This is a genomic window from Actinomadura decatromicini, from assembly GCF_008121305.1.
In the GTDB taxonomy this organism is placed as follows: domain Bacteria; phylum Actinomycetota; class Actinomycetes; order Streptosporangiales; family Streptosporangiaceae; genus Spirillospora; species Spirillospora syzygii.
In genome coordinates this window covers 1-21,232 of the sequence record NZ_VSRQ01000009.1, presented here as the reverse complement: position 1 = coordinate 21,232, position 21,232 = coordinate 1, and the positions used below count along the sequence as shown (strand labels likewise).

Annotated in this window: 21 protein-coding genes and 1 pseudogene; 8 read left to right on the top strand and 14 right to left on the bottom strand. The window is 72.5% G+C overall.

Features of this window, described 5'->3' with window-relative positions; all coding sequences use genetic code 11:
- Window positions 1-91 precede the first annotated feature (91 nt).
- The 8 genes from FXF68_RS35015 to FXF68_RS34980 form a co-directional block, all read right to left on the bottom strand.
- The gene (locus FXF68_RS35015) at window positions 92-721 is read right to left on the bottom strand and encodes a 4'-phosphopantetheinyl transferase family protein (RefSeq protein WP_246179108.1); all 630 of its coding nucleotides are present in this window, start codon (window positions 719-721) and stop codon (window positions 92-94) included.
- A complete protein-coding gene (locus FXF68_RS35010; RefSeq protein ID WP_148767036.1) occupies window positions 721-1,554 on the bottom strand; it encodes a metallophosphoesterase family protein in 834 nt (277 codons plus the stop codon). The genes FXF68_RS35015 and FXF68_RS35010 overlap by 1 nt, the downstream gene beginning before the upstream one ends.
- A 79-nt stretch (window positions 1,555-1,633) precedes the next feature.
- The gene (locus tag FXF68_RS35005; RefSeq protein ID WP_148767034.1) at window positions 1,634-2,296 is read right to left on the bottom strand and encodes an NUDIX hydrolase; all 663 of its coding nucleotides are present in this window, start codon (window positions 2,294-2,296) and stop codon (window positions 1,634-1,636) included.
- Window positions 2,265-3,758 (bottom strand): hypothetical protein, encoded by a 1,494-nt coding sequence (locus tag FXF68_RS35000; RefSeq protein WP_148767032.1) that lies wholly within the window; start codon window positions 3,756-3,758, stop codon window positions 2,265-2,267. Before FXF68_RS35000 ends, FXF68_RS35005 begins: the two co-directional genes overlap by 32 nt.
- A gap of 281 nt (window positions 3,759-4,039) precedes the next feature.
- Entirely contained in the window at window positions 4,040-4,405 is a 366-nt protein-coding gene (locus FXF68_RS34995) for a hypothetical protein (protein ID WP_187438267.1), read from the bottom strand.
- Between the two features lie 62 nt (window positions 4,406-4,467).
- Window positions 4,468-5,160 carry a hypothetical protein gene (locus tag FXF68_RS34990; RefSeq protein WP_148767028.1) on the bottom strand — a complete coding sequence of 231 codons (693 nt, stop codon included), beginning with the start codon at window positions 5,158-5,160 and terminating at the stop codon, window positions 4,468-4,470.
- Entirely contained in the window at window positions 5,157-5,756 is a 600-nt protein-coding gene (locus FXF68_RS34985; RefSeq protein ID WP_148767026.1) for an ABC transporter ATP-binding protein, read from the bottom strand. The genes FXF68_RS34990 and FXF68_RS34985 overlap by 4 nt, the downstream gene beginning before the upstream one ends.
- Window positions 5,753-6,103: a hypothetical protein gene (locus FXF68_RS34980; RefSeq protein WP_148767024.1), complete on the bottom strand. Its 351-nt coding sequence runs from the start codon at window positions 6,101-6,103 to the stop codon at window positions 5,753-5,755. Before FXF68_RS34980 ends, FXF68_RS34985 begins: the two co-directional genes overlap by 4 nt.
- 141 nt (window positions 6,104-6,244) lie before the next feature.
- On the opposite strand from FXF68_RS34980, the gene FXF68_RS34975 reads away from it, so the two are divergent.
- Window positions 6,245-8,899: an ATP-binding protein gene (locus FXF68_RS34975; RefSeq protein WP_187438266.1), complete on the top strand. Its 2,655-nt coding sequence runs from the start codon at window positions 6,245-6,247 to the stop codon at window positions 8,897-8,899.
- Here FXF68_RS34975 and FXF68_RS34970 read toward each other — a convergent pair.
- Complete coding sequence (locus FXF68_RS34970) at window positions 8,896-9,681, bottom strand: YggS family pyridoxal phosphate-dependent enzyme (RefSeq protein ID WP_148767020.1); 786 nt, start codon at window positions 9,679-9,681, stop codon at window positions 8,896-8,898. The genes FXF68_RS34975 and FXF68_RS34970 overlap by 4 nt on opposite strands.
- Window positions 9,682-9,725: 44 nt before the next feature.
- On the opposite strand from FXF68_RS34970, the gene FXF68_RS34965 reads away from it, so the two are divergent.
- Window positions 9,726-11,045 (top strand): aminotransferase class I/II-fold pyridoxal phosphate-dependent enzyme, encoded by a 1,320-nt coding sequence (locus FXF68_RS34965; protein ID WP_148767018.1) that lies wholly within the window; start codon window positions 9,726-9,728, stop codon window positions 11,043-11,045.
- A 44-nt stretch (window positions 11,046-11,089) separates the two neighbouring features.
- Here FXF68_RS34965 and FXF68_RS34960 read toward each other — a convergent pair whose 3' ends face one another.
- On the bottom strand, window positions 11,090-11,752 hold the full coding sequence (locus tag FXF68_RS34960; RefSeq protein ID WP_148767016.1) for a response regulator transcription factor: 663 nt from the start codon (window positions 11,750-11,752) through the stop codon (window positions 11,090-11,092).
- A gap of 300 nt (window positions 11,753-12,052) precedes the next feature.
- Window positions 12,053-12,940 carry an alpha/beta fold hydrolase gene (locus FXF68_RS34955; protein ID WP_148767014.1) on the bottom strand — a complete coding sequence of 296 codons (888 nt, stop codon included), beginning with the start codon at window positions 12,938-12,940 and terminating at the stop codon, window positions 12,053-12,055.
- Between the two features lie 306 nt (window positions 12,941-13,246).
- Between FXF68_RS34955 and kdpF the strand changes: the two genes are divergently transcribed.
- Genes kdpF through FXF68_RS34925 form a run of 5 tightly spaced genes read left to right on the top strand, consistent with a single transcriptional unit; the run spans window position 13,247 to window position 19,021 of the window.
- Window positions 13,247-13,336, top strand: a complete 90-nt coding sequence (gene kdpF, locus FXF68_RS44225; RefSeq protein ID WP_148767012.1) for a K(+)-transporting ATPase subunit F — start codon at window positions 13,247-13,249, stop codon at window positions 13,334-13,336.
- Window positions 13,336-15,000, top strand: a complete 1,665-nt coding sequence (gene kdpA, locus FXF68_RS34940) for a potassium-transporting ATPase subunit KdpA (protein WP_148767009.1) — start codon at window positions 13,336-13,338, stop codon at window positions 14,998-15,000. Before kdpF ends, kdpA begins: the two co-directional genes overlap by 1 nt.
- A complete protein-coding gene (gene kdpB, locus FXF68_RS34935) occupies window positions 14,997-17,150 on the top strand; it encodes a potassium-transporting ATPase subunit KdpB (protein WP_148767007.1) in 2,154 nt (717 codons plus the stop codon). The genes kdpA and kdpB overlap by 4 nt, the downstream gene beginning before the upstream one ends.
- A 1-nt stretch (window position 17,151) precedes the next feature.
- A complete protein-coding gene (locus FXF68_RS34930) occupies window positions 17,152-18,066 on the top strand; it encodes a potassium-transporting ATPase subunit C (protein WP_148767005.1) in 915 nt (304 codons plus the stop codon).
- A gap of 31 nt (window positions 18,067-18,097) precedes the next feature.
- On the top strand, window positions 18,098-19,021 hold the full coding sequence (locus FXF68_RS34925; RefSeq protein ID WP_148767003.1) for a TetR family transcriptional regulator C-terminal domain-containing protein: 924 nt from the start codon (window positions 18,098-18,100) through the stop codon (window positions 19,019-19,021).
- Here FXF68_RS34925 and FXF68_RS34920 read toward each other — a convergent pair.
- Window positions 19,018-19,875, bottom strand: a complete 858-nt coding sequence (locus tag FXF68_RS34920; RefSeq protein ID WP_148767001.1) for a universal stress protein — start codon at window positions 19,873-19,875, stop codon at window positions 19,018-19,020. The genes FXF68_RS34925 and FXF68_RS34920 overlap by 4 nt on opposite strands.
- Window positions 19,876-20,035: 160 nt before the next feature.
- Between FXF68_RS34920 and FXF68_RS34915 the strand changes: the two genes are divergently transcribed.
- Window positions 20,036-20,458 carry a pyridoxamine 5'-phosphate oxidase family protein gene (locus FXF68_RS34915; protein WP_148766999.1) on the top strand — a complete coding sequence of 141 codons (423 nt, stop codon included), beginning with the start codon at window positions 20,036-20,038 and terminating at the stop codon, window positions 20,456-20,458.
- A gap of 18 nt (window positions 20,459-20,476) precedes the next feature.
- Here the strand turns inward: FXF68_RS34915 and FXF68_RS34910 are convergent, their stop codons facing one another.
- Window positions 20,477-20,953 carry a cyclic nucleotide-binding domain-containing protein gene (locus FXF68_RS34910; RefSeq protein ID WP_148766997.1) on the bottom strand — a complete coding sequence of 159 codons (477 nt, stop codon included), beginning with the start codon at window positions 20,951-20,953 and terminating at the stop codon, window positions 20,477-20,479.
- A gap of 67 nt (window positions 20,954-21,020) precedes the next feature.
- A pseudogene (locus FXF68_RS34905) lies at window positions 21,021-21,232 on the bottom strand (hypothetical protein); the annotation flags it as partial.

Below are 21,232 nucleotides of genomic sequence, written 5' to 3'. Positions count from 1 at the left end.
AACGCACGTTACCGAACTGCGGTGAGGGGTCACTACCCTTAACCACCCCTACCCCTGCTCGCGGTACCGGAGGCCCGCGGACCGGGTGGGATCACATCACGACAATGGCGGTCATCAGCAGGCCGGAGGCGGTCGTCCAGCGTCCGGTGAAGCCGTCCGGCGGGATGCCCTCGCCGGGTCGCGTCGCGGCCAGGATGCGCGCGGAAAAGGTCCCGTCGGCGCGCAGCACGATGTCGGCCTCGTCGAAATCGAGCCAGCGCCGGGTCAGCGGAAACCACGCTTTGTAGACGCTCTCCTTCGCGCTGAAGAGAAGCCTGTCCGCGTGGACGCCGGGGACGGTGCGCAGTTGCTCCTCCGGCAGCGCGATCGTCTCGAATACGCCCTTGGGCAACGGCGCGTCCGGTTCGGCGTCGATTCCTATGCTCCGCACCTCGCCCGCCCTCGCCACGGCGGCGGCGCGATAACCGTCGCAATGGGTCATGCTGCCGACGACGCCGTCCGGCCACCGCGGCGCGCCGCGCTCGCCCGGCAGGATCGGGCCGGGCGGGACGCCGAGCTCGGCCATGGCCCGGCGGGCGCACCACCGGGCGGTGGCGAACTCCCGGCGCCGCTTGTCCACGGCCTGGCTGACCACGGCCTCCTCGGCGGGCAGCAGGCGCGCCTCGGGCGGGTCCTCGAACGCCTCCACGACCGTCACGGCCGGCGGCAGGATCTTCTCCATCAGGTCCGCGCGCCCGGGAAGACCCGCTTGAGCCCGACCGGGCCGCCGCGCGGCCGCCATTCACGCGGATAACCCACGGAGACCTCCTCGAAACGCACGCCGTCCTGCCACAGAGTGCGCGGAATGTGCAGATGCCCGTAAACCACCGCGGCGGCGTCGTATTTCCTGTGCCAGTCGGCCGTGCGCTCGGTTCCGCACCACAGCGCGAACTCCGGATGGCGCAGGATCCTGGTCGGCTCGCGGACGAGCGGGAAATGGTTGACCAGAACCGTGGGGAAAGCGGTGTCCCGGACGGCGAGCCGCCTTTCGGTCAGCTCGATCCGCGCCGCGCACCAGTCGTCGACATTCCGGTACGGCTCGGGATGCAGAAGCACTTCGTCGGTGCACAGAACGCCCGCGTCGTCCGCGATCGCCAAAGCCTGGCTCTTCGACGCGGCGCCGGGCGGACGGAAGCTGTAATCGTAAAGCAGGAACAGCGGCACAATGGTCACCGGCCCGCCCGCACCGCGCCACACGAGATACGGGTCTTCGGGGGTCGTCACGCCCAGCCGCCGGCAGGTGTCCACCAGATGCCGGTAGCGCCGCTCCCCGCGGAGTTGCACCGGATCGTCGCGCGGAGTCCAGAGTTCGTGGTTGCCCGGCGTCCAGATGACCGTGTCGAACCGTTCGCTCAGGACGCCCAGCGCCCATTCCACGTCGGCCGCGTATTCTCCGACGTCCCCGGCCACCAGCAGCCAATCGTCCGGCGACTCCGGGCGCAGCCGCTCGACGAGACTCCGGTTCTCCTCGAACGCCACGTGGAGATCGCTGACGGCCCACAGCGATCCGCTCATGAACAGCAGGCTACGCGCCGCGAATTCTCCCGCAACCCCAGAAAAGGGCCCCTGACCCCTAACGGTTCCAGCCCGCCCCCTAGGGCAGCAGGCCGAGCCTCCGGGCGTGCAGGACCGCCGCCATCGTGAACGAGTCGGTCAGCTCGCCCTCCGCCAGCAGGGCGTCGAGCTCGTCCGCGGTGAACCGGCCGCGTTCGGTGATGGCCTCGTCCCGCGTCTCGTGCGGCGCGAGAGCCGGGAGCGTCGTGGCGTACAGGGTCGTCGCCGACGCGCTGAGCCCGGTGTCGACATGGATCACCCCGAGGCGCTTCAGCCCCTGGGGCGCGACGCCGAGTTCCTCGACCAGCTCGCGGTGGGCCGTCTCCTCCGGCGTCTCCCCCGGGTCGGAGAACCCGCGGGGGATCTCCCAGTGCCAGTCGCGCGTGGCGTGGCGGAAATGGCGGATCAGGACGACCCGCTCCCCGATGATGGGGAGGATCGCCGCGCCGCCGCTCTCCGCCCTCGGCAGCAGCCGGACATAGCCGCCGACCGCGCCGTTCGGGAACCGCACCGGGTCGCGGACCAGCGTGACGAACGGATCCCGGTACCGGACGCCGTACGGCCCGCGTTCGGGCGGCGCGTCCGCCACCGGCAGGATCTCGTAGCCCGCCCCGGGAGGGTTGGCGAACAGGGCGGGCCGCTCCCGGCGGAGCCGCTCGTACGGGTCGTCGTCACTCGTCGGCGCCGCTGAGGTCCCTGCCATTGCGGGGAGAACTCCATTTCGGGTGGTCGGACAGGCTCTTGATCAGTTCCAGGGCGGCGTTGTGCGGGTTGGCGAGGCGCAGTTCGAGGATCCTGACGCTGTTGTCGACCCGCTCCCGGGAACGGGACTCGACGAGCCGCCCGACGCCGATCCGCACCGCCACGTTGACGATACCGCGACCGACGAGCGCGCTCAGGTCGCCGACCACGGCGTGCACGATCGAACTGTCGGGCAGGAACACCACATTGACCGTCAGCGTCCCGATGTCGAAGGCGAGCTGCACGATCCCCTGGACGCGGTTCTGCTGGGTCTGCTTCCGGCGGGCGAGCGAGATGCGCTCCGCCTCCCGGATCATCCGCTGGTAGGCGCCGACCACGGCGGGCGCGCCGCGCTCCTCGTCGACGAACGTCTCCAGCGACGGACCTTCCAGCAGCGCCGCCATGCTCGTCCGGTATTTGTTCCAGGTGCCGGTGCGGCGGACCCTCCAGACATCATCGAGGGAAAGCTCGTCGATCACGGGGACGGCCTGCAGAAGGTCGTTCACCGAATCGAAGGTCAGGTTCCGCACGAGCTGGATCAATTCTGCGGCGTCGACCTCTTCGGCGTCCTCTTTGAGTAGCCGGACGTCCTCTTGGAGAGCGGACCGACGCAGCGAGTCGGCGGGCGTCAGCGTATAGGCCTGGAGGGTGTCTCCGAGATTGGTGTTGTACTTGAGGTCGACGATCTGCTTGGTGGCGAGGGCGAGCGGGTCGTCCCAGCGGTACAGCCTTTTGCTGTTGTCCGTCCCCTCCTGGGTGACCGCCTGCTGGTACAGGAATTCGCGGGTCACCTTCTCGCGCTGGTTCCCCTTTTCGAAGGCCAGGTTTCCGACCTCCACGAGCCGGTCGAACAGGGCGCGCGCGCCGTCGTCGTCCAGGCCGAAGTCGCGTTTGAGACCGGAGGGCTCCATCTGGTTGAGGTTCTGGAAGTACTCGTGGAACTTCCGGAACATCCGCTGCACCGCCAGCTCGTTGCCCTGGGTGTCCCAGGACAGGCGCAGGCAGCCCATCTCGACGTCGGAGGCGACGCGCAGCCACGCCTCCCAGCCGCGCTCGTGCCGCGCGAACGCGGGCGGGACGACCGGCGAGTCCTCGAAGAGGAGGAACGGGATGATCGTCCTTTCCTCCACCATTCCCCGGAACGCCTCGTAGTCCTGGCTCTTCGGGTCGAGGAAATCCCGGAAAACCTGGGGGTTGTTGTAGAAGTAGGCGCGGTTGACGACGGCCTTTTCGGCGTTGAGGAGCGTGCGCAGGTACTCCGTCCGGACCTGGCGGGCGTTCTCCTCTTCGATGGCCTTCGTGATGCGCCCGCGCTCTCTCGCCGCGGCGAGCAGCGACTGGCTGAGCCACTGGTTGTCGAGCGACTGGCTGATCGCCGTGATGTGCTTGACGACGGCGGGCGTCTCCAGCCGCTCGAAAGACACGGAACCATCATGCGAGATCGTCATGGGTGCTCCCCGACACGGACCGACCTGCGGAATCAATGCGTCCGACGGTCCTGTGGCACGGGGCGCGCGTCACCCGGCCGACATCGGACTTACGGAAACCGAACCTATCACCCTGACCAGGGCCGAGAACCGCTTCGACGAAACCGAATTGTCCACGTTCACGGACCACATCACGGCCCCATTCCGAGCCTTTCGTTTTTGGTCCTCGCCCAGCGGTGTTACCGTCCGCCGATAGCGCGCCGCCCGTGCCCGTCCGGTCACCAGCACACCTCCAGGATCACCAGCCGGTGGCAACTGTCGAGGGACGAGTCGCCGCCCACGGACGGCACCGGCATGAACGGCGTGGAGCGGCCGCTGACGGTGTAGACCAGCGTGAACCCGCCGTAGGTGATGCCCAGCGCCAGGACGGTCACGGCGATGCCCGCGCCGATGCGCAGGCCGTGGAACCGTCCGGCCGTGCCGACCAGCGCGCCGAACGCGGCGCCGCCCGCGGCGGCGACGAGGCTGGTCGCCGGCGACTCGCCGATCGCGATGGTGATGAGGGCGCTGAGCACCGAGCCGCACACGGCCGCGAGCATCGCCACGGCCACGCCCGCTCCAGAGCGCGAGGATGTGTTCGTCACCGGGTCTCCAGGAGGTGAGAAGCGGACCGTGATCCGCGGGGGCCGGGCATGGGTCTCTCCGATCAGGGTTCGGGCCGGGCGCCGGGGCGTCCGGCCGGTGGGACGAGGCGCACCCGGCGATGCCAGGTCACCAGGGCGACGGCGGTCAGACCGCAGGCGTAGGCGGTTCCGTGGACCACCAGCGGCAGCGCGGCGGGCGGCGGCACGGTCACGTCGGTGAAGCGCAGCAGCGCGTGGAACGGCAGGCAGGCGGCGACCGCGCCGGGCGCGGTCGGCGAGATCCCGGCCACGCCGATCAGGACGAGCGTCGCTTCGAGCTCGTGCGGCAGCACCGCCGCGAGCGCCCAGCCGAGCGCGACCGCGACGAGCCCGCCGAGCGCGAGGCCGAGGAACAGGCGGCCGGGCCGGTCCGGGCGCGAGCAGACGAGGATGAGCGCGCCGAACGCGGCGGCGATCGCCAGGGCCAGGCCGAGCAGGACCGCGAACCGGCCCGCGAGGATGTCGGCCGCCCGGTACCCGGCCTGGACGAGCCGCGGGTCGACGCGGCGGCCGCCGAGGACGGCGAACAGCGCGGCGGCGCCGCTCGTCCAGCCCATGGCGAGGGCGCCCGCGCCGATCGCCCACGGCGCGCCGGACGCCCGTTCCGCGAGGTACCAGGTGGCGGGCAGGCCGAACAGCAGGCCGAGCGTGACCCAGCGGCGCGCGAGGTCGCGGGCCTGCATCTCGGCGATCGTCAGCCAGCGCCCGCGGCTCATGCGGGCAGCTCGATCGCCCGGTCGACCCGCCACAGCTCGGCGAGCAGGTGGGTGACGACGACCACGGCGCGGCGCTCGTCCCGCCACGCGTTCACCGACTCCCAGAAGTCGATGTAGGCGCCGTGGTCGAAGCCCTGGTAGGGCTCGTCCAGGAGGAGGACGGCCGGGTCGCCGAGCAGGGCGAGCGCCAGGTTCAGCTTCTGCCGGCCCCCGCCCGACAGCCGCCGGACCGGGACCCGCCGCTGCCCGGCGAGCCCGACGTCCGCGAGGATCCGGGTGCCGTCCTCGACCGCGCGGGCCGGGTCCCAGCCCGCCGCCCGGCCGAACAGGACGAGGTGGTCGCGGACGGTGAGCCGCTCCATGAGCTGCGGTTCCTGCGGGCAGTAGCCGACCCGCCCGTCCCGCGTCACCCGCCCCGAGTCGGGGCGGAGCAGGCCCGCGCAGATGCGCAGCAGGGTGGTTTTGCCCGTCCCGTTCTCGCCGACGACCGCGACCACCTCGCCGGGACGGACGGTCAGCGCGGCCCGCTCCAGGACGACCCGGCGGCGGAACCGCTTGCCGATGCCGGACGCGGTCAGCGCGGGCCCGCTCCTCATGCCCGCGCCGCCCGCCGGAGCGACGCCAGCGTGAGGCCGAGCCCCGCGACGGTCAGCGCGATGCCCGCGCCGACCGCGGCGTAGACCCAGCCGGGCGCGCCGATGAAGTACGCGGGGACGCCGAACGCCAGCGCCGAGGTCAGCCTGCTCGCGACGACCAGCACGACGCCGCTCCGGCGTCCGCGCCAGGCGGCCACCGCGCCCACGCAGGTGAGGAACCCGGCCGTGGCGGTCCCGATGGCGACGCCCACTGGGGGCGGGTCGTTCTGGCCGAGCGCGACGACGCCGTCGAGGTCGAGGACGGCGGACAGGACGCAGAGCAGGAGCCCGAGCTGATACCGGTTCATGGGGTTGTCCCTTCGATGTGGGGCGGCGTGCTCGCGGAACACGGCCGACTGCGGACGGTCACCCGCCTTTCCATGGCGACGACGGTAGGAATCGGGCACGCTACGCACATCTGGGAAACCACTCACCGAGGTACTCAACCGATGTTCGTGGGGCGCGAACGGGAGCTCGCCTTCCTGCGGGAACGCCTCGCCGAGGCGCGGGACGGCGAGGGCGGCGTCGTCCTCGTCGAGGGCGAGGCCGGGGCGGGGAAGACGGCGCTGGTGCACGCGCTCGTCCGGGAGGCGCGGGCGGACGGCGTCCGGACGGCCTGGGGCGGCTGCCTGGAGGGCGACGGCGCGTCGCCCTACCGGCCGTGGGCGCAGCTCTCCCGCGCGCTCCGGCTCCCCGACCTGGACCTGTCCGGCGTGAGCCGGCCGCGTCTGTTCGACCACGTCGTCCAGGTGCTGCGGGACGCCGCGCCGCCCGGGCTGCTGCTGGTGATCGACGACCTCCACTGGGCCGACCCGTCCTCGCTGGCGCTGCTGCAGGTGGTGGCGGCGGAGGTCGCGGACGTCCCGCTGCTGCTCGTCGGCCCGTACCGGGGGCCGGGCCCGTCGCCCGCGCTGCGCTCGGTGCTGCGGGAGCGGGCCTGCTCGCACGTCGCGCTCGGCGGGCTGAGCCCCGGCGAGGTCGGACGGCTCGCGGCGGGCACCCTCGGCCACGACCTCGGCGGCGCGGAGGTCGCCGGGCTGCGCCGCAGGTCGGGCGGGAACCCGCTGTACGTCCTCGAACTGCTGCGGCTGATGCGGGTCACCGGCTCCAGCGCGGGGCTGCCGCGCGGCGTGCGCGAGGTGATCGAACAGCGCGTCGACCGGCTGGCCTGCGCGGACGTGCTGCGCGAGGCCGCCGTCCTCGGCCAGGAGTTCTCCCTCGCCGTGTTCACCGCCGTGACCGGCTCACCGCCCGACGTCCTGGACGAGGCCGTCGCGGCGGGCCTGGTCGAACTCGACGAGGGGACGGCGCGGTTCTTCCACTCGCTCGTCCAGGAGGCGCTCTACGCCCGGCTCGGCGGCGTGGACCGGCGGCGGCTGCACGCCCGCGCCGCCGAGGCGCTCCGGCCGGACGGCATGATCGAGGCGGTCGCGCACCACCTCCGCCAGGCGGGCGACCGGGACCGGGCCCTCGACGCCACGCTCGCCGCGGCCCGGCACGCCGAGGCCCGCTCCGCCTACGAGTCGGCGGCGGCGCAGTACCGGGCCGCGCTCGCGCTCCCGGCGGCGGGGCCCCGACGGGCGGAGCTGCTCATCGCCCTGGCCCGCTGCCGGTTCCGGTCAGGGGACATGGAGGAGGCATGGGGCCACTGCGTCGAGGCCGCCGACCTCGGGCGCGCGTCCGGCGACGCCCGGATCATCGCGGACGCCGCGACCGCCCCGCGCGCCGACTACTTCTCCGGGCTGACCGGGCAGGTCCACGCGCTGTGCGAGGAGGCGCTGCCGCTGCTCGCGGGCACCGACCCCGTCCGCGAGACGCGCCTGCTCGCCCAGCTCGCGATCACCGCCGACCCGTGGCAGGCGGACGCGGCGGCGGGCCTCGGGGAACGCGCGCTCGCCGCCGCCGAGGCCACCGGCGACCCGGACGCGCTGCTGCTGGCGTTGAAGGCCCGGCACACCGAGCTGGTCCACCCGCGGCACGTCGAGCGGAGGCTCGCGCTGTGCGAGCAGGCCGTCCGGCAGGGCTCGGAATGCGCGCTGTGGGGCCGGTTCTGGCGGCTGTCCGCCTTCACCGAGCTGGGACGGCGGGTGGAGTTCGACACCGAGCTGGCGGCGCTCGGCAGACTGGTCGCCCAGTCCGGCGAGCCGCTGTGGCGCTGGCGGCACGCCCTGACGACGGCGTCGCTGGCGTTCCTTGAGGGCCGCTTCGAGGACGGCCGCGCCCGGGTCGCGGAGGCGCGGACGATCGGCCGCCGCTGCGGCCACGAGGGCGTCGAGTTCCTGGACCTGATCTTCGCCGCGCACGACGCCGTCCTCACCGGCACCGGGCTCGCGGACGTGGAGCCGCGGGTCCGCCGCTTCACCGAGCAGGGGCCGTTCTTCGCCCGCGCCTGGCACGCGCTCCTGCTCGCCAACCTCGGGCGGGTGGACGACGCGTCGCGCATCTGGCACGGGCTCGTCCCGCATCTGGGCCGGGTTCCCGAGCGGAGCCCGGAATGGCTCGTCATCGGCGTCGGCAACGCCGACCTGCTGAGTCTCCTCGGCGAGACGGCCGGGGCCGGGGAGCTGTACGAGAAGCTGCTGCCTTACGCCGACGTCCAGTCCGGTGGGGCCGCCGCCCACACCCCGTGGGGCACGCCCGTCGCCCTCCAGCTCGGCCGGCTCGCGTTCCTGCTCGCCGACTGGACGGCCGCCGAGACCCATCTGACCAGCGCGCTCGCCCAGAGCCAGGCGATCAACTCCGCGCCCTACCAGGCCCTCGCGCACCTGGAGCTGGCGCGGCTGTGCCTCGCCCGCGGGGCGCCCGGCGACCCGCGTTCCGCCGCCGCGCACCGCGAGCGGTGCCACCGGGAGGCGGCGCGGCTCGGCATGCGCCCGCTCGCCGAGCGCGCGGCGGCGCTCCGCGGAAAGGACGGCGGGACGCCGTTGTCGAAACGGGAGCAGCAGATCGCCGCGCTCGTCGCCGACGGCCTCACCAACCGCCAGATAGCCGCGCGCCTGCACCTCTCGGAACGGACGGTCGAGAACCACGTCTCGCACATCCTCACGAAACTCGGCGTGCACAACCGCGCGCATATCGCCACCTGGCACGCCACCAACGCCTAGTTTCGTTCAGAGGCTTGTCCGCCATTGGCGGCGCCGGGCCAGTAACGGCCGTCCGCGACGGGACGCGCGCCGAAGATCGCCTGGCCGACGCGGACGACCGTGGCGCCTTCCTCGATGGCCGTCTCGTAGTCGCCGGACATGCCCATCGACAGCTCCCCCGGCCCGACCAGGTCGAGGTCGCGTGCCTGGTCGCGGAGGGTGCGCAGGAGGCGGAAGCAGGTGCGGACCCGTTCGGTGTCCGGGGTGAAGACGGCGAGGGTCATCAGGCCCCGGACGTTCAGCGCCCCGTATTCCGGAAGCCTTTTCAGGAACGGGATGAGTTCGTCCGGCGGCAGGCCGTATTTCGATTCCTCGGCGGACGTGTTGACCTGGACGAACACGTCCAGGCTCCGGCCCGCCGCCTGGAGCCGCCGGTCCAGCGCCTCGGCGGCGCGCAGATTGTCGAGCGCCTGGAATTCGTCGGCGAACGCGGCGACGTCCTTGGCCTTGTTGGTCTGCAAATGGCCGATCACCGACCAGGAGACGTCGAGATCGGCCAGGTTCTGCCATTTCCGCCTGGCCTCCTGGACCTTGTTCTCGCCGAGCGTCCGGCAGCCCGCCTCGACGGCCAGGCGGATCCGCTCCTCCGGGACGGTCTTGCTGACCGGCAGCAGCCGCACTCCCGCGCCTGGCCGCCCGGCCCGCCCGGCGGCGGCGTCGATGCGCTCGCGGACCTCCGCGATGTTGCGGGCGAAGTCGGCGACGCTCTCGGCCTTCGGATACCGCTGCGAGTCATCTGGCATAGGACAAAAGCTAACATGTCCCATGCCAGGGGGTAGGAGGCAGCATGGAGACCAGCGGCACCGAGATCACCGGGCGCACGGCGGGCGAGATCGCGGCGAGCGTGCGCGCCCTCGCGGACGCGGGAGGGCTCGTGCCCGGCACGCCCCTGCCGCCGGTGCGGCGGCTCGCCGAACGGCTCGGCGTGAACCGCAACACGGTCATGGCGGCCTACCAGCGGCTCGTCCAGGCGGGCGTGGCCGACACGCGGCGGCGCGCGGGAACCGTGATCGCGGACCGGGCGGCCGCCGTCGTCGAGCAGGAAGGCTTCGCCGCCGGGAGCCCGCTCCGCGACGTGGGCAGCGGCAACCCCGACCCGGCTCTGCTCCCCGACCCGTTCGGCGTGCGTCCGGCGCGGGGCGAGGCCGTGCTGTACGGCGAACGCACGACCGATCCGGAGTTGGCGCGGTGGGCGCATCGGTGGCTGGAAACCGATCAGCCCCGCGAAATGCGCCTCACGGTGACGGCCGGTGCCGTGGACGCCGTCGAGCGGCTGCTCGCCCAAGCCCTGACGCACGGCGATTCCGTCGCCCTGGAGGACCCCTGCTTCTTGGCGAGCATCAACACCGTCCGGCTGGCGGGTTATCGTCCGGTCGCCGTCCCCGTGGACGCGGACGGGATGACGGCCGACGGGCTCCACGCCGCGCTCCAGCAGGGAGTGCGCGCGGTGGTGTGCACACCGCGTGCGCATAATCCGACCGGGGTGAGCCTTTCCGCCACACGCGCAAAAGAACTGCGCGCCGTTCTTTCCGGGCACCCTCACGTGCTGGTCATCGAGGACGACCATTTCTCCATGCTGTCCAATGCGCGATACCGCAGCATCATCGGTCCCGGGCACGCGCGCTGGGCGCTGGTGCGGTCGGTGTCGAAATTCCTCGGGCCCGACCTCCGCCTCGCCGTCGTCGCCAGCGATCCGCACACGGCGGACCGCCTCGCGACCCGCATCGGCCCCGGACGGACCTGGACGAGCCACCTCCTGCAACGCCTGGCCGCCTCGCTGCTCACCGACCCGTCCGCGCTGGCGCTCGTCGACCGGGCCCGTGCGCACTACGCCGACCGCAACGCCCGGTTCGCCGACCTGCTGGACGAACGCGGCATCGGCATCCGTCCCGGCGACGGTCTCAACCTCTGGATATCGGTCGGCGCGAACAACGCTGGGGCGGTGTCCGAGCGGCTGCTGCGCCGGGGCTGGCTCGCCCGCACCGGCGACCGCTTCGCGCTCGACCGTCCGGCCGGCGCCGGGCACCTGCGGCTCACCGTGCACCACCTGAACGACGAGCACGCCGCGCTGCTGGCCGACGACCTCGCCGAGGCCATCGCCGGGTAGACGCAGCACCGGGTAGACGCGGCACCGGGTAGGCGCGGGGCGGGTCAGCGGCCGAGGCCCGCCTCGCGGGCGCGCAGGACGGCCTGCGTCCGATCCGCGACCTGGAGTTTCGCGAGGACGGCGGAGACGTTGTTGCGGACCGTCTTCGGCGACAGCGAGAGCCGGTCCGCGATCTGCTTGTTCGTCATGCCTCCCGCGATGAGCGTGAGCACCTCCCGTTCGCGGCCGGTGAGCTGCGGAAACGGGTCCGTCTCGGCGGTGCGCGCGGCGGCGAGCCGGGCGAAGTAGGCGGTGATCCGCGCGGCCAGCGCCGGACCGAAGATGATCTCGCCGTGCGCGACGGCGTTGATCGCGCGCAGGATCTCCGCCTGGTCGGCGCCCTTGATCAGGTAGCCGCGGGCGCCCGCGAGCATGGCGGCGAGGACGCTCTCGTCGTCCTCGTGCATGGTCAGCGCCAGCACCGCGACGTCCGGATGCCTGCCGGTGATGCGGCGGGTCGCCTCGATGCCGTCCAGCCGGGGCATCTCCAGGTCCATGACGACGACGTCGGGCAGCAGGCGGCGCACCAGGTCGACGGCGTCGATCCCGTCGGCGGCGGTGCCGATCACCTCGACCGCCCCGGTGGACGTCAGCATCAGCGACAGGCCGCTGCGATAGACAGGATGGTCGTCCGCCAGCAGGACGCGGGGCCGCACGTCGGTGGTCATCGCGCTCCTCCCAGGTCAGCCACGCGCGGCGACCCCGCCCCGGCCCCACCGCCGTGCGGCCGTGCCACCGCGCGGTACGGGACCACGGCGTGCACCCGCGTCCCGCCTTCCGCCACGGGCGCGAGCCGCCGACCCGACCGGCGGGGACGGGAGGTCGGGGACGTTCTTCCCACCCCACCGAGGATGGCATGGCCGCCGTCCCGGGTTCCGGGACGAACGGCCCGGATCGTCCGGGACGGTATCCCGATTCGCCTGGGCGGATCCGGGACCACCCGCACCCCCGCCCACCGGCTGAAAGGGTCATCCGGGACGTCCGAGCAGTTCCTCGATCGCGGCGGTGACGGCCTCGGGCTGCGCTTCGGGCAGGAAATGGCCGCCGGGCAGGGTCAGGGTGCTGAGGTCGGGCGCCCATTCCCGCCAGACGGCCGCCGGGTCGAAGGGCAGGACGACGTCGCCCGGGTCCTGCCAGATGGCGAGCGTGGGCGCCCGGATCAGGCGTCCGGCCCGGCGGTCCTCGTCGTCGTGGACGGCGTCGACGAACGCGCCGGCCCGGTAGTCCTGGCAGATCGCGTGGATCGCCGCCGGACGCCGGGCGGCCGCCAGGTACGCCTCGCGGACATCGGCGCGGATCACGTCGGGGCCGTCCACCCAGGCGTCGAGGAAATGGCCGAAGAACGTGTCGGAATCAGCGCCGATCACCCGTTCGGGCAGATCTCCGGGCTGCGCGAGAAAGTACAGGTGGAAAGCGAAGACGCCGCCCACCCCGCGCAACGACGCCCACATGTCGGTGGCGGGGATGACGTCGATCACGCCGAGGCGCTCGACCACGGCGGGATGGTCCAGGGCGGCGCGGAAGGCGACGAGCGCCCCGCGGTCGTGGCCGACCACGCTGAACCGCTCGTGCCCGAGGCGCCGCATCAGGGACACCATGGTCGCGGCGGTCGTCCGCTTGGCGTAGTGCTCGTGCCCGCCGTCCGGGCCGTCGCTGGCCCCGTATCCGGGCAGGTCAGGGCACACGACATGGAACCGGTCGGCCAGCGCGGGCGCGACCCGCCGCCAGGCGAGGTGCGTCTGCGGGAAGCCGTGCAGCAACAGCAGCGGCGGCCCCTCCCCCGCCGCCGCCACGTGCAGGTCGAGCCCGCCGGCGCGGACCGTCCGACCGTCGAATCCAGGGATCGTCGGTGTCATGCCTTCACGCTGTCACGGACCACTGACAGACCGGCACGACCGGAACCGCGGGGCACGTCGGCGGCGCGTCAAGATCCGCGGTTTCGGCGTCAGGAACCCGTCAAGATCTGCAGTTCACCGCAGAAAGGCGAATTTACTCCCACTGAGTCCGAAATAGCCGGGCTTGTTCGGGACGGCGCGGAGCGGCCGTCCCGGCGCCGGAGTTCGACAGAGGTGGCGATCCCGAATGAGCGACCTGGCCTTCGTCCTGCTGACCGTGGCGGTCTTCGCCGCGCTCGGCCTGCTGGTGAAGGGCGTGGAGAGACTGTGACCGCCGTGAACGCGACCGGGCTGGTGCTGGCGGTGCTGCTGGTCGGCTTCCTGGTGGCCGCGCTGCTGTTCCCGGAGCGGTTCTGATGAGCCCGACGCTGGCGGGGATCCTGTTCCTCGGGTCCCTCGTCCTCGCCGTGGTCGCGGCGCACCGGCCGCTGGGCGACTACATGTTCCGCGTGTACACCGGACGGTCCCACAACCGGGTGGAGCGCGGCGTCTACCGGCTGATCGGCACCGACCCGGACGCGGAGCAGACGTGGGGCGCCTACGCGCGCAGCGTCCTGGCGTTCTCCGTGGCCGGAATCCTGTTCCTCTACCTGCTCCAGAGAGTGCAGCAGCATCTCCTGCTGAGCCTCGGAATGGACCCGGTGAAGCCGGACCAGGCGTGGAACACGGCGGTCAGCTTCGTCACCAACACCAACTGGCAGTCGTACTCGGGCGAGTCGACGATGGGCCATCTGGTGCAGATGGCGGGACTCGCGGTGCAGAACTTCGTGTCCGCGGCCGTGGGAATGGCCGTCGCCATCGCGCTGGTGCGCGGGTTCGCGCGCAAGAAGAGCCCGCACCTCGGCAATTTCTGGGTCGACCTGACGCGCGGCTCGCTTCGTATTCTCCTGCCGATCGCGTTCGTCGGCGCGATCGCCCTCATCGCGGGCGGGCTCGTCCAGAACTTCCACGACGGGACGACGATCAGCACCCTGACCGGCGGTTCCCAGACCGTCACCGGCGGTCCCGTCGCGAGCCAGGAGGCCATCAAGGAGCTCGGGACGAACGGCGGCGGCTTCTACAACGCCAATTCCGCGCACCCGTTCGAGAACGGCACCGCCTGGACGAACTGGCTGGAGATCTTCCTCATCCTGCTGATCCCGTTCGCGCTGCCGCGCACGTTCGGCCGAATGGTCGGCCAGAAGCGGCAGGGGTACGCGATCGCCGCGGCGATGGGCGTGATCGCGATCGCGAGCGTCGTCCTGACGATGGCGTTCCAGAGCGTCCACCACGGAACGGTCCCGACCGCGGCGGGAGCGGCGACCGAAGGGACGGAGACCCGGTTCGGCGTGCTGAACTCGGCGGTGTTCGCCACCGCGACGACCCTGACCTCGACCGGCGCCGTCGACTCCTTCCACGACTCGTACACGAGCCTCGGCGGCATGATGACGATGTTCAACATGATGCTGGGCGAGGTCGCGCCCGGCGGGGTCGGGTCCGGCCTGTACGGGATGCTGGTCCTCGCGGTGATCACGGTGTTCGTGGCCGGGCTGATGGTCGGCCGGACGCCGGAGTACCTGGGCAAGAAGATCGGCTCCCGCGAGATCAAGTTCGCCGCGCTGTACTTCCTGATCACGCCGATCCTGGTGCTGGCCGGGACCGCCGTGGCGATGGCGACGCGCGACGGCCGGGCGGGCATGCTCAACACCGGCCCGCACGGGCTGTCCGAGGTGCTCTACGCGTTCACGTCGGCGTCCAACAACAACGGCTCGGCGTTCGCGGGCCTGACGGTCAACACCGTCTTCTACGACACGGCGCTCGGCCTGTGCATGGCGTTCGGCCGCTTCATGCCCATCGTCTTCGTCCTCGCGCTGGCCGGTTCGCTGGCCGGGCAGGGCCGCGTCCCGGCGTCGAAGGGGACGCTGCCGACGCACCGCCCGCAGTTCGTCGGCATGGTCGCCGGCGTGACCGTCGTCCTCGTCGCCCTCACGTTCCTGCCCGCGCTCGCGCTCGGGCCGCTCGCCGAAGGAATCCGCCGATGACCACCCAGGCCGTTCAGAAGGCCGCCGGGTCGCCCGCCGCGAGCCGCGACCGCCGCCGTGTGCAGGGCGGGCTCCTCGATCCGAGACTCCTGGTCGCGTCCCTCCCGGACGCGCTCCGCAAGCTCGACCCGCGCACCCTCTGGCGCACCCCCGTGATGCTGATCGTCGAGGTCGGCGCGGTGTGGACGACCGTCCTCGCCGCGCTGGACCCGACCGTGTTCGGCTGGCTGATCGTGGTGTGGCTGTGGCTGACCGTCCTGTTCGCGAACCTGGCGGAGGCGGTCGCGGAGGGACGCGGCAAGGCGCAGGCCGAGGCGCTGCGCCGGACGAAGGCCGACGTCACCGCCCGGCGCCTCACCGGCCCCGACCGGCGGGAGGAGCGGGTCGGGGCGTCCGAACTGCGGCCGGGCGACCTCGCGGTGGTCGAGGCGGGCGAGATCATCCCCGGCGACGGGGACGTGGTCGAGGGCATCGCCAGCGTGGACGAGTCGGCGATCACCGGCGAGTCCGCGCCGGTGATCCGGGAGTCGGGCGGCGACCGGTCGGCGGTGACCGGCGGCACGAAGGTGCTGTCCGACCGGATCATCGTCAAGATCACCCAGAAGCCGGGCGAGTCGTTCATCGACCGGATGATCGCGCTGGTGGAGGGCGCGAACCGGCAGCGGACGCCGAACGAGATCGCGCTGAACATCCTGCTCGCCGCGCTCACGGTGATCTTCCTGCTGGCGGTGGCGACGCTGCAGCCCCTCGCGATCTACTCCAAGTCCGGGAATCCCGGCATCGGGGACACGGCGGCGCTCGACGCCCACGGCGTGACCGGGATCGTGCTGGTGTCGCTGCTGGTCTGCCTGATCCCGACGACGATCGGCGCGCTGCTCTCAGCGATCGGCATCGCGGGGATGGACAGGCTGGTCCAGCGGAACGTCCTCGCCATGTCCGGACGCGCCGTCGAGGCGGCGGGCGACGTCAACACCCTCCTGCTCGACAAGACCGGCACGATCACGCTGGGCAACCGGCAGGCGGCCGAGCTCGTCCCGGTGAAGGGCGTCACGGGCGCGCGGCTCGCGGACGCGGCGCAGCTGTCCAGCCTCGCCGACGAGACCCCGGAGGGACGCTCGGTGGTCGTGTTCGCGAAGGAGCGGCACGGCCTGCGCGAGCGGACGCCGGGCGAACTCGGCCACGCGACCTGGGTCCCGTTCAGCGCGCAGACCCGCATGTCGGGCGTGGACCTGGAGGCGTCAGGTGACGCCCCCGCGCGGATGCTCCGCAAGGGCGCCGCGTCGGCCGTCGCGGACTGGGTCGGCGGGCACGGCGGGACGGTCCCGTCCGAGCTCGGCGCGATCGTCGAGGGGATCTCGGCGTCCGGCGGGACCCCGCTGGTCGTCGCCGAGCACGCGCACGGCCGCGCCCGCGTCCTCGGGGTGATCCACCTCAAGGACATGGTGAAGGAGGGCATGCGGGAGCGGTTCGACGAGATGCGCCGGATGGGCATCCGCACCGTGATGATCACCGGCGACAACCCGCTCACCGCGCGCGCCATCGCGGACGAGGCCGGGGTCGACGACTTCCTCGCCGAGGCCAAGCCGGAGGACAAGCTCGCGCTGATCAAGCGCGAGCAGGAGGGCGGACGGCTCGTCGCGATGACCGGCGACGGCACCAACGACGCGCCCGCGCTCGCCCAGGCCGACGTCGGCGTCGCCATGAACACCGGCACGTCCGCCGCCAAGGAGGCCGGGAACATGGTCGACCTGGACTCCGACCCGACCAAGCTCATCGAGATCGTCGAGATCGGCAAGCAACTGCTCATCACGCGCGGCGCGCTGACGACGTTCTCCATCGCCAACGACATCGCCAAGTACTTCGCCATCATCCCGGCGATGTTCATGGCGCTGTTCCCGGGCCTGGACGCGCTGAACGTGATGCGCCTGCACAGCCCGCAGTCGGCGATCCTGTCCGCCGTCGTGTTCAACGCGCTGGTCATCGTCGCGCTGATCCCGCTCGCGCTGCGCGGCGTCCGGTACTCGCCGGGCAGCGCGTCCAAGCTGCTGTCGCGCAACCTCTGCCTCTACGGGATCGGCGGGATCGTCACCCCGTTCATCGGCATCACGCTCATCGACCTGTTCGTTCGGTACCTTCCGGGGATGTCCTGACATGTTCAATCTCTCGTGGGTCCGGCGGCACCTGGCGGCCGTCCGCGCCCTCCTCGTGTTCACCGTCGTGCTCGGCGTCCTGTACCCGCTCGCCGTGTTCGGCGTCGCGCAACTGCCCGGCCTGCACGGCAAGGCGGAGGGGTCGCTCATCACGTCCGACGGCCGGACGGTCGGCAGCGCGCTCATCGGGCAGTCGTTCACCGACAAGGACGGGAACCCGCTCAAGCAGTACTTCCAGAGCCGTCCGTCCAACGCCGGGGACGGCTACGACCCGACCGCCACCTCCGCGAGCAACCTCGGCCCGGAGGACATCGTCGACACCCTGCCCGACCCGAAACTCCTCGCGGCGGGCAAGGAGGACGAGAACGCGAAGCAGAGCCTGCTCACGCAGGTCTGCGAGCGCAGCAAGGCCATCGGGGAACTCGACGGGGTGAGCGGTGCGCGTCCGTTCTGCGCGCCGAGCGGGGTCGGCGCCGTCCTCGCGGTGTTCGGCGCGCGGACCACGGACGGGGACGTCCCGCACCCGACCCGCGTCGTCAGCCTGAACGAGCAGGAAGGCGTCGTCAAAGCGCCGTTCGTCGCCACATACAAGGGCGTCCGGGTCGAGCTGGCCCGGTACGGCGAGGACTACGCGACCGGCCTGGTCGTGCCCGTCCGGGGGGACGCGCCCGCCGACCCGGCCGTCCCGCCGGACGCCGTGACCGCGAGCGGCAGCGGCCTCGACCCGCACATCTCCCCCGCCTACGCGCGGCTCCAGACCGCCCGGGTCGCCAAGGCGCGCGGCATCTCGCCCACCCAGGTCGCGGAGCTGGTCGAGCAACAGACCGGCGACAGGGCGCTCGGCTTCATGGGCGAACCGGCGGTGAACGTCCTGGAACTCAACCTCGCGCTGGACCGGCGGTTCCAAGGCCGGTGATTCTGTACCTACTGGTATGTACACTCGGCGCATGAACGCCAGGGAGCGGCTGATCGAGAGCACACGTGAGTTGCTGTGGGAGCGCGGCTACGTCGGCACCAGCCCGAAGGGCATCCAGCAGCGGGCCAACGTCGGGCAGGGCAGCATGTACCACCATTTCGCCGGAAAGGAGGACCTTGCGCGGGCCGCCATCGCCCAGACCGCCGACGATCTGCGGGCCGCCGCCGACGAGCTGCTGTCCGCGCCCGGCACCGCCGCCGACCGCTTCACCGCGTATCTGCGCCGGGAACGGGACGTCCTGCGCGGCTGCCCCGTCGGACGCCTCACTCAGGACCCGGACGTGATGGCCACGCCCGCCCTCCGCGCGCCGATCGAGGAGACGTTCACCTGGCTCCGCGCCCGCCTGGCCGAAGTCCTCCAGGAGGGAGTGGATCGCGGGGAACTGAACCCCTCGGTGAATCCCGTGGCCACCGCGTCCGCGATCGTCGCCTGCCTCCAGGGCGGATACGTCCTGGCCCGCGCCGCCGACTCCACCGAGCCGTTCGACCAGGCCATCGCCGGGATCCTCGCGCTGCTCGACGCGAACGCCGCCCGCCCCGCGGCCGGGGACGGTGCGCCGATCAGGCGCACCGTCGTCCTCGACCAACCTCTGGCGGAGCCTCAGGACACGCATCGGGTCGAGGTCCGCCGCATCACCATCGCTCCCGGCCACGCGGGCGGGCTCCACGTGCACAACGGTCCGGTGTTCGGCAGTGTCGAGACCGGCTCGGCCGTCTATCAGATCGAGGGTGACGCGGCGTCGGTGCTCCGTCCCGGCGACGTGTTCTACGAACCGGCGGGCGTCCGCATAGCGCGGTTCGACGCGCGGGACGAGGGTGTGACGTTCCTCGGCTACTTCCTCCTCGCCGCCGGCGAGACGCCCGAGATCACGTTCCCCGAGGCGGCGGACGGCTAGCCGTCCCGGTCCGGACGCGGCTCGTGGACGACCGCCACCGGGCACGAGGCGTGCTCCACGAGCGCCTGGCTCACCGAGCCGAGCAGCAGCCCGCGGAAGCCGCCGAGGCCCCGCGAGCCGACGACGAGCAGCCGCGCGTCCGCCGCCGCCGCGAGCAGCACCTCGCGCGGCGATCCCGTCACGACCTCCGCTTGGACGTCCACGCCGGGGTGGCGCTCGCGCATCGGGATCATCAGCCGGGCCTGCCGCGCCTCCGCCGCCGCGCGCATGCCGTCCTCGTCCGCGAGCGGCGGGAGGTCCTTCACCGGGACCGACTCCCACGCGGTCACGGCGTGGACGGAGTGCCCGCGCGCGTCCGCCTCGGCGAAGGCCAGCTCCAGCGCGGACCGGGACGCGGCCGAGCCGTCCACGCCGACCACGACGCGGCCCGGCCCGGCGTCGAGGTCGCCCCGGACGATCACGACCGGGCACGCGGCGTGCGCGGCGACCTGCGCGCTGACGGAGCCGAGCACGAGCCCGGCGAACCCGCCGAGGCCGCGCGGGCCCAGCACGATGAGGTCGGCGCTCCGTCCCGCGTCGATCAGCTCGGCCGCCGCCGGGCCGCGCGCGAGGACGCCCCGCACCGACAACTCGGGCGCCGCCCTGCGGACATGCTCGACGCCCTCGTCCACGGTCTCCTGCCCAAGCGCCTGCAAGTCGACGACGGGCACGGCGACCGGGCCGCCGACGTAGACGTTCCACGCGTGCAGCACGGTCAGCGGGACGCCCCGCGCCCGCGCCTCCCCGGCCGCCCAGTCCAGCGCCTGCACGCCCTTCTTCGAACCGTCGTAGCCGACCACGACACCGGTGATCATCAGTCCCGCACCTCCCGTTTCTCGGCCCTGCGGCCACCTTCACCCTGCCCCGGCCGGCGCCGTCCGAAGAGAGGCGTCGGTCCAGATCAGCGGGGACCTTCGGCCCTTCCCGGGACCTTGGTCCCTAACGCGCCGCGCGGCGGGGCGGCACGCTGGACGCATGAAGCTCGACCAGAGCGGCCTGGAGATCCTCGACCGGGACGAGTGCCGCGCTCTCCTCAGCCGCGCCGCGATCGGACGGATCGTCTTCACCCACCAGGCGCTGCCCGCCGTCCAGCCGGTCAACTTCATCCTCAGCCGGGGCGACATCGTGTTCAGGACGTCCGGGACGTCGCGGCTCGCCACGGCCGCCGCCGACACGATCGTCGCCTTCGAGATCGACGACTTCGACACCGCCGCCCGGACGGGCTGGTCGGTGGTCGTCGTCGGCCGCGCCCGCCGCGCCACCGACCCCCGCGAGATCGCCGCGCTGGCCGCCCTCCCGCTGGAGAGCTGGGCGCCGGGCACCCGCGACACCTTCATCCGGATCCACCCCGAGCTGATCACCGGGCGCCGGATCGGCGACGGCGCGCTCGCGTCCTAGGACCCGCGCGCTCGCGTCCTAGGACCGCGCCGGGTCGCCCGCCGCGGACAGCTCCAGCAGCCGCGCCTGAGTCGCCTCAAGCCTCCGCACGACAAGTTCGGCGAAGCGGCGCGTCAGCTCGTATCCCATGGCCGGGTCGACCGCGCAGAGCGTCCGGACGAGCCGCCCGTCGAACTCGATCGCCCGGACCGGAGTCCCGGCGACCCCGCCGAACCGCCATTCGTACGGGCGGAACAGCCACGACCAGCCCAGCACGGACCCGGGGCCGTAGGTCTCGATGACGACCGGGCCGCGGCCCGGCGTGTCCAGGTCGACGGCGACGGTCCCGTCCTGGACGAGCCAGAACCGCTCCGCGGGGTCGGACTCGCCGAAGACGCGCCGTCCCGCCGGAATCGCGACGGGCCGGGCCGCCTTCGCCAGCCTGGCCAGGTCGGTGCTCCGCATGCCGCCCAGGAACGGCTCGCGCGCCAGGTCCGTACCGGTGACGATGCTCATCCCGTCCCCCTTTCGATAGCGGGAAAGGCGCCCACCTGAGGGCGGGCGCCTTTCGCGTCGAGGTCGCCTACTTCAGGATCGGGAGGCGCTGGACGAGGCGGGTGCCGCCCCACCAGCGTCCGAGGCCCAGGGTCTCGCCCGCGCCGACCAGTGCCAGGCCGACGATCAGCAGCGCGTAGATCAGGTGGTCGTCCATGAACGGGTTGTTGGCCGGGGGCAGGACGGCCGACCACATCATGACCAGCAGCGCGGCGCCCGCCACGGCGGCGATCCGCATCC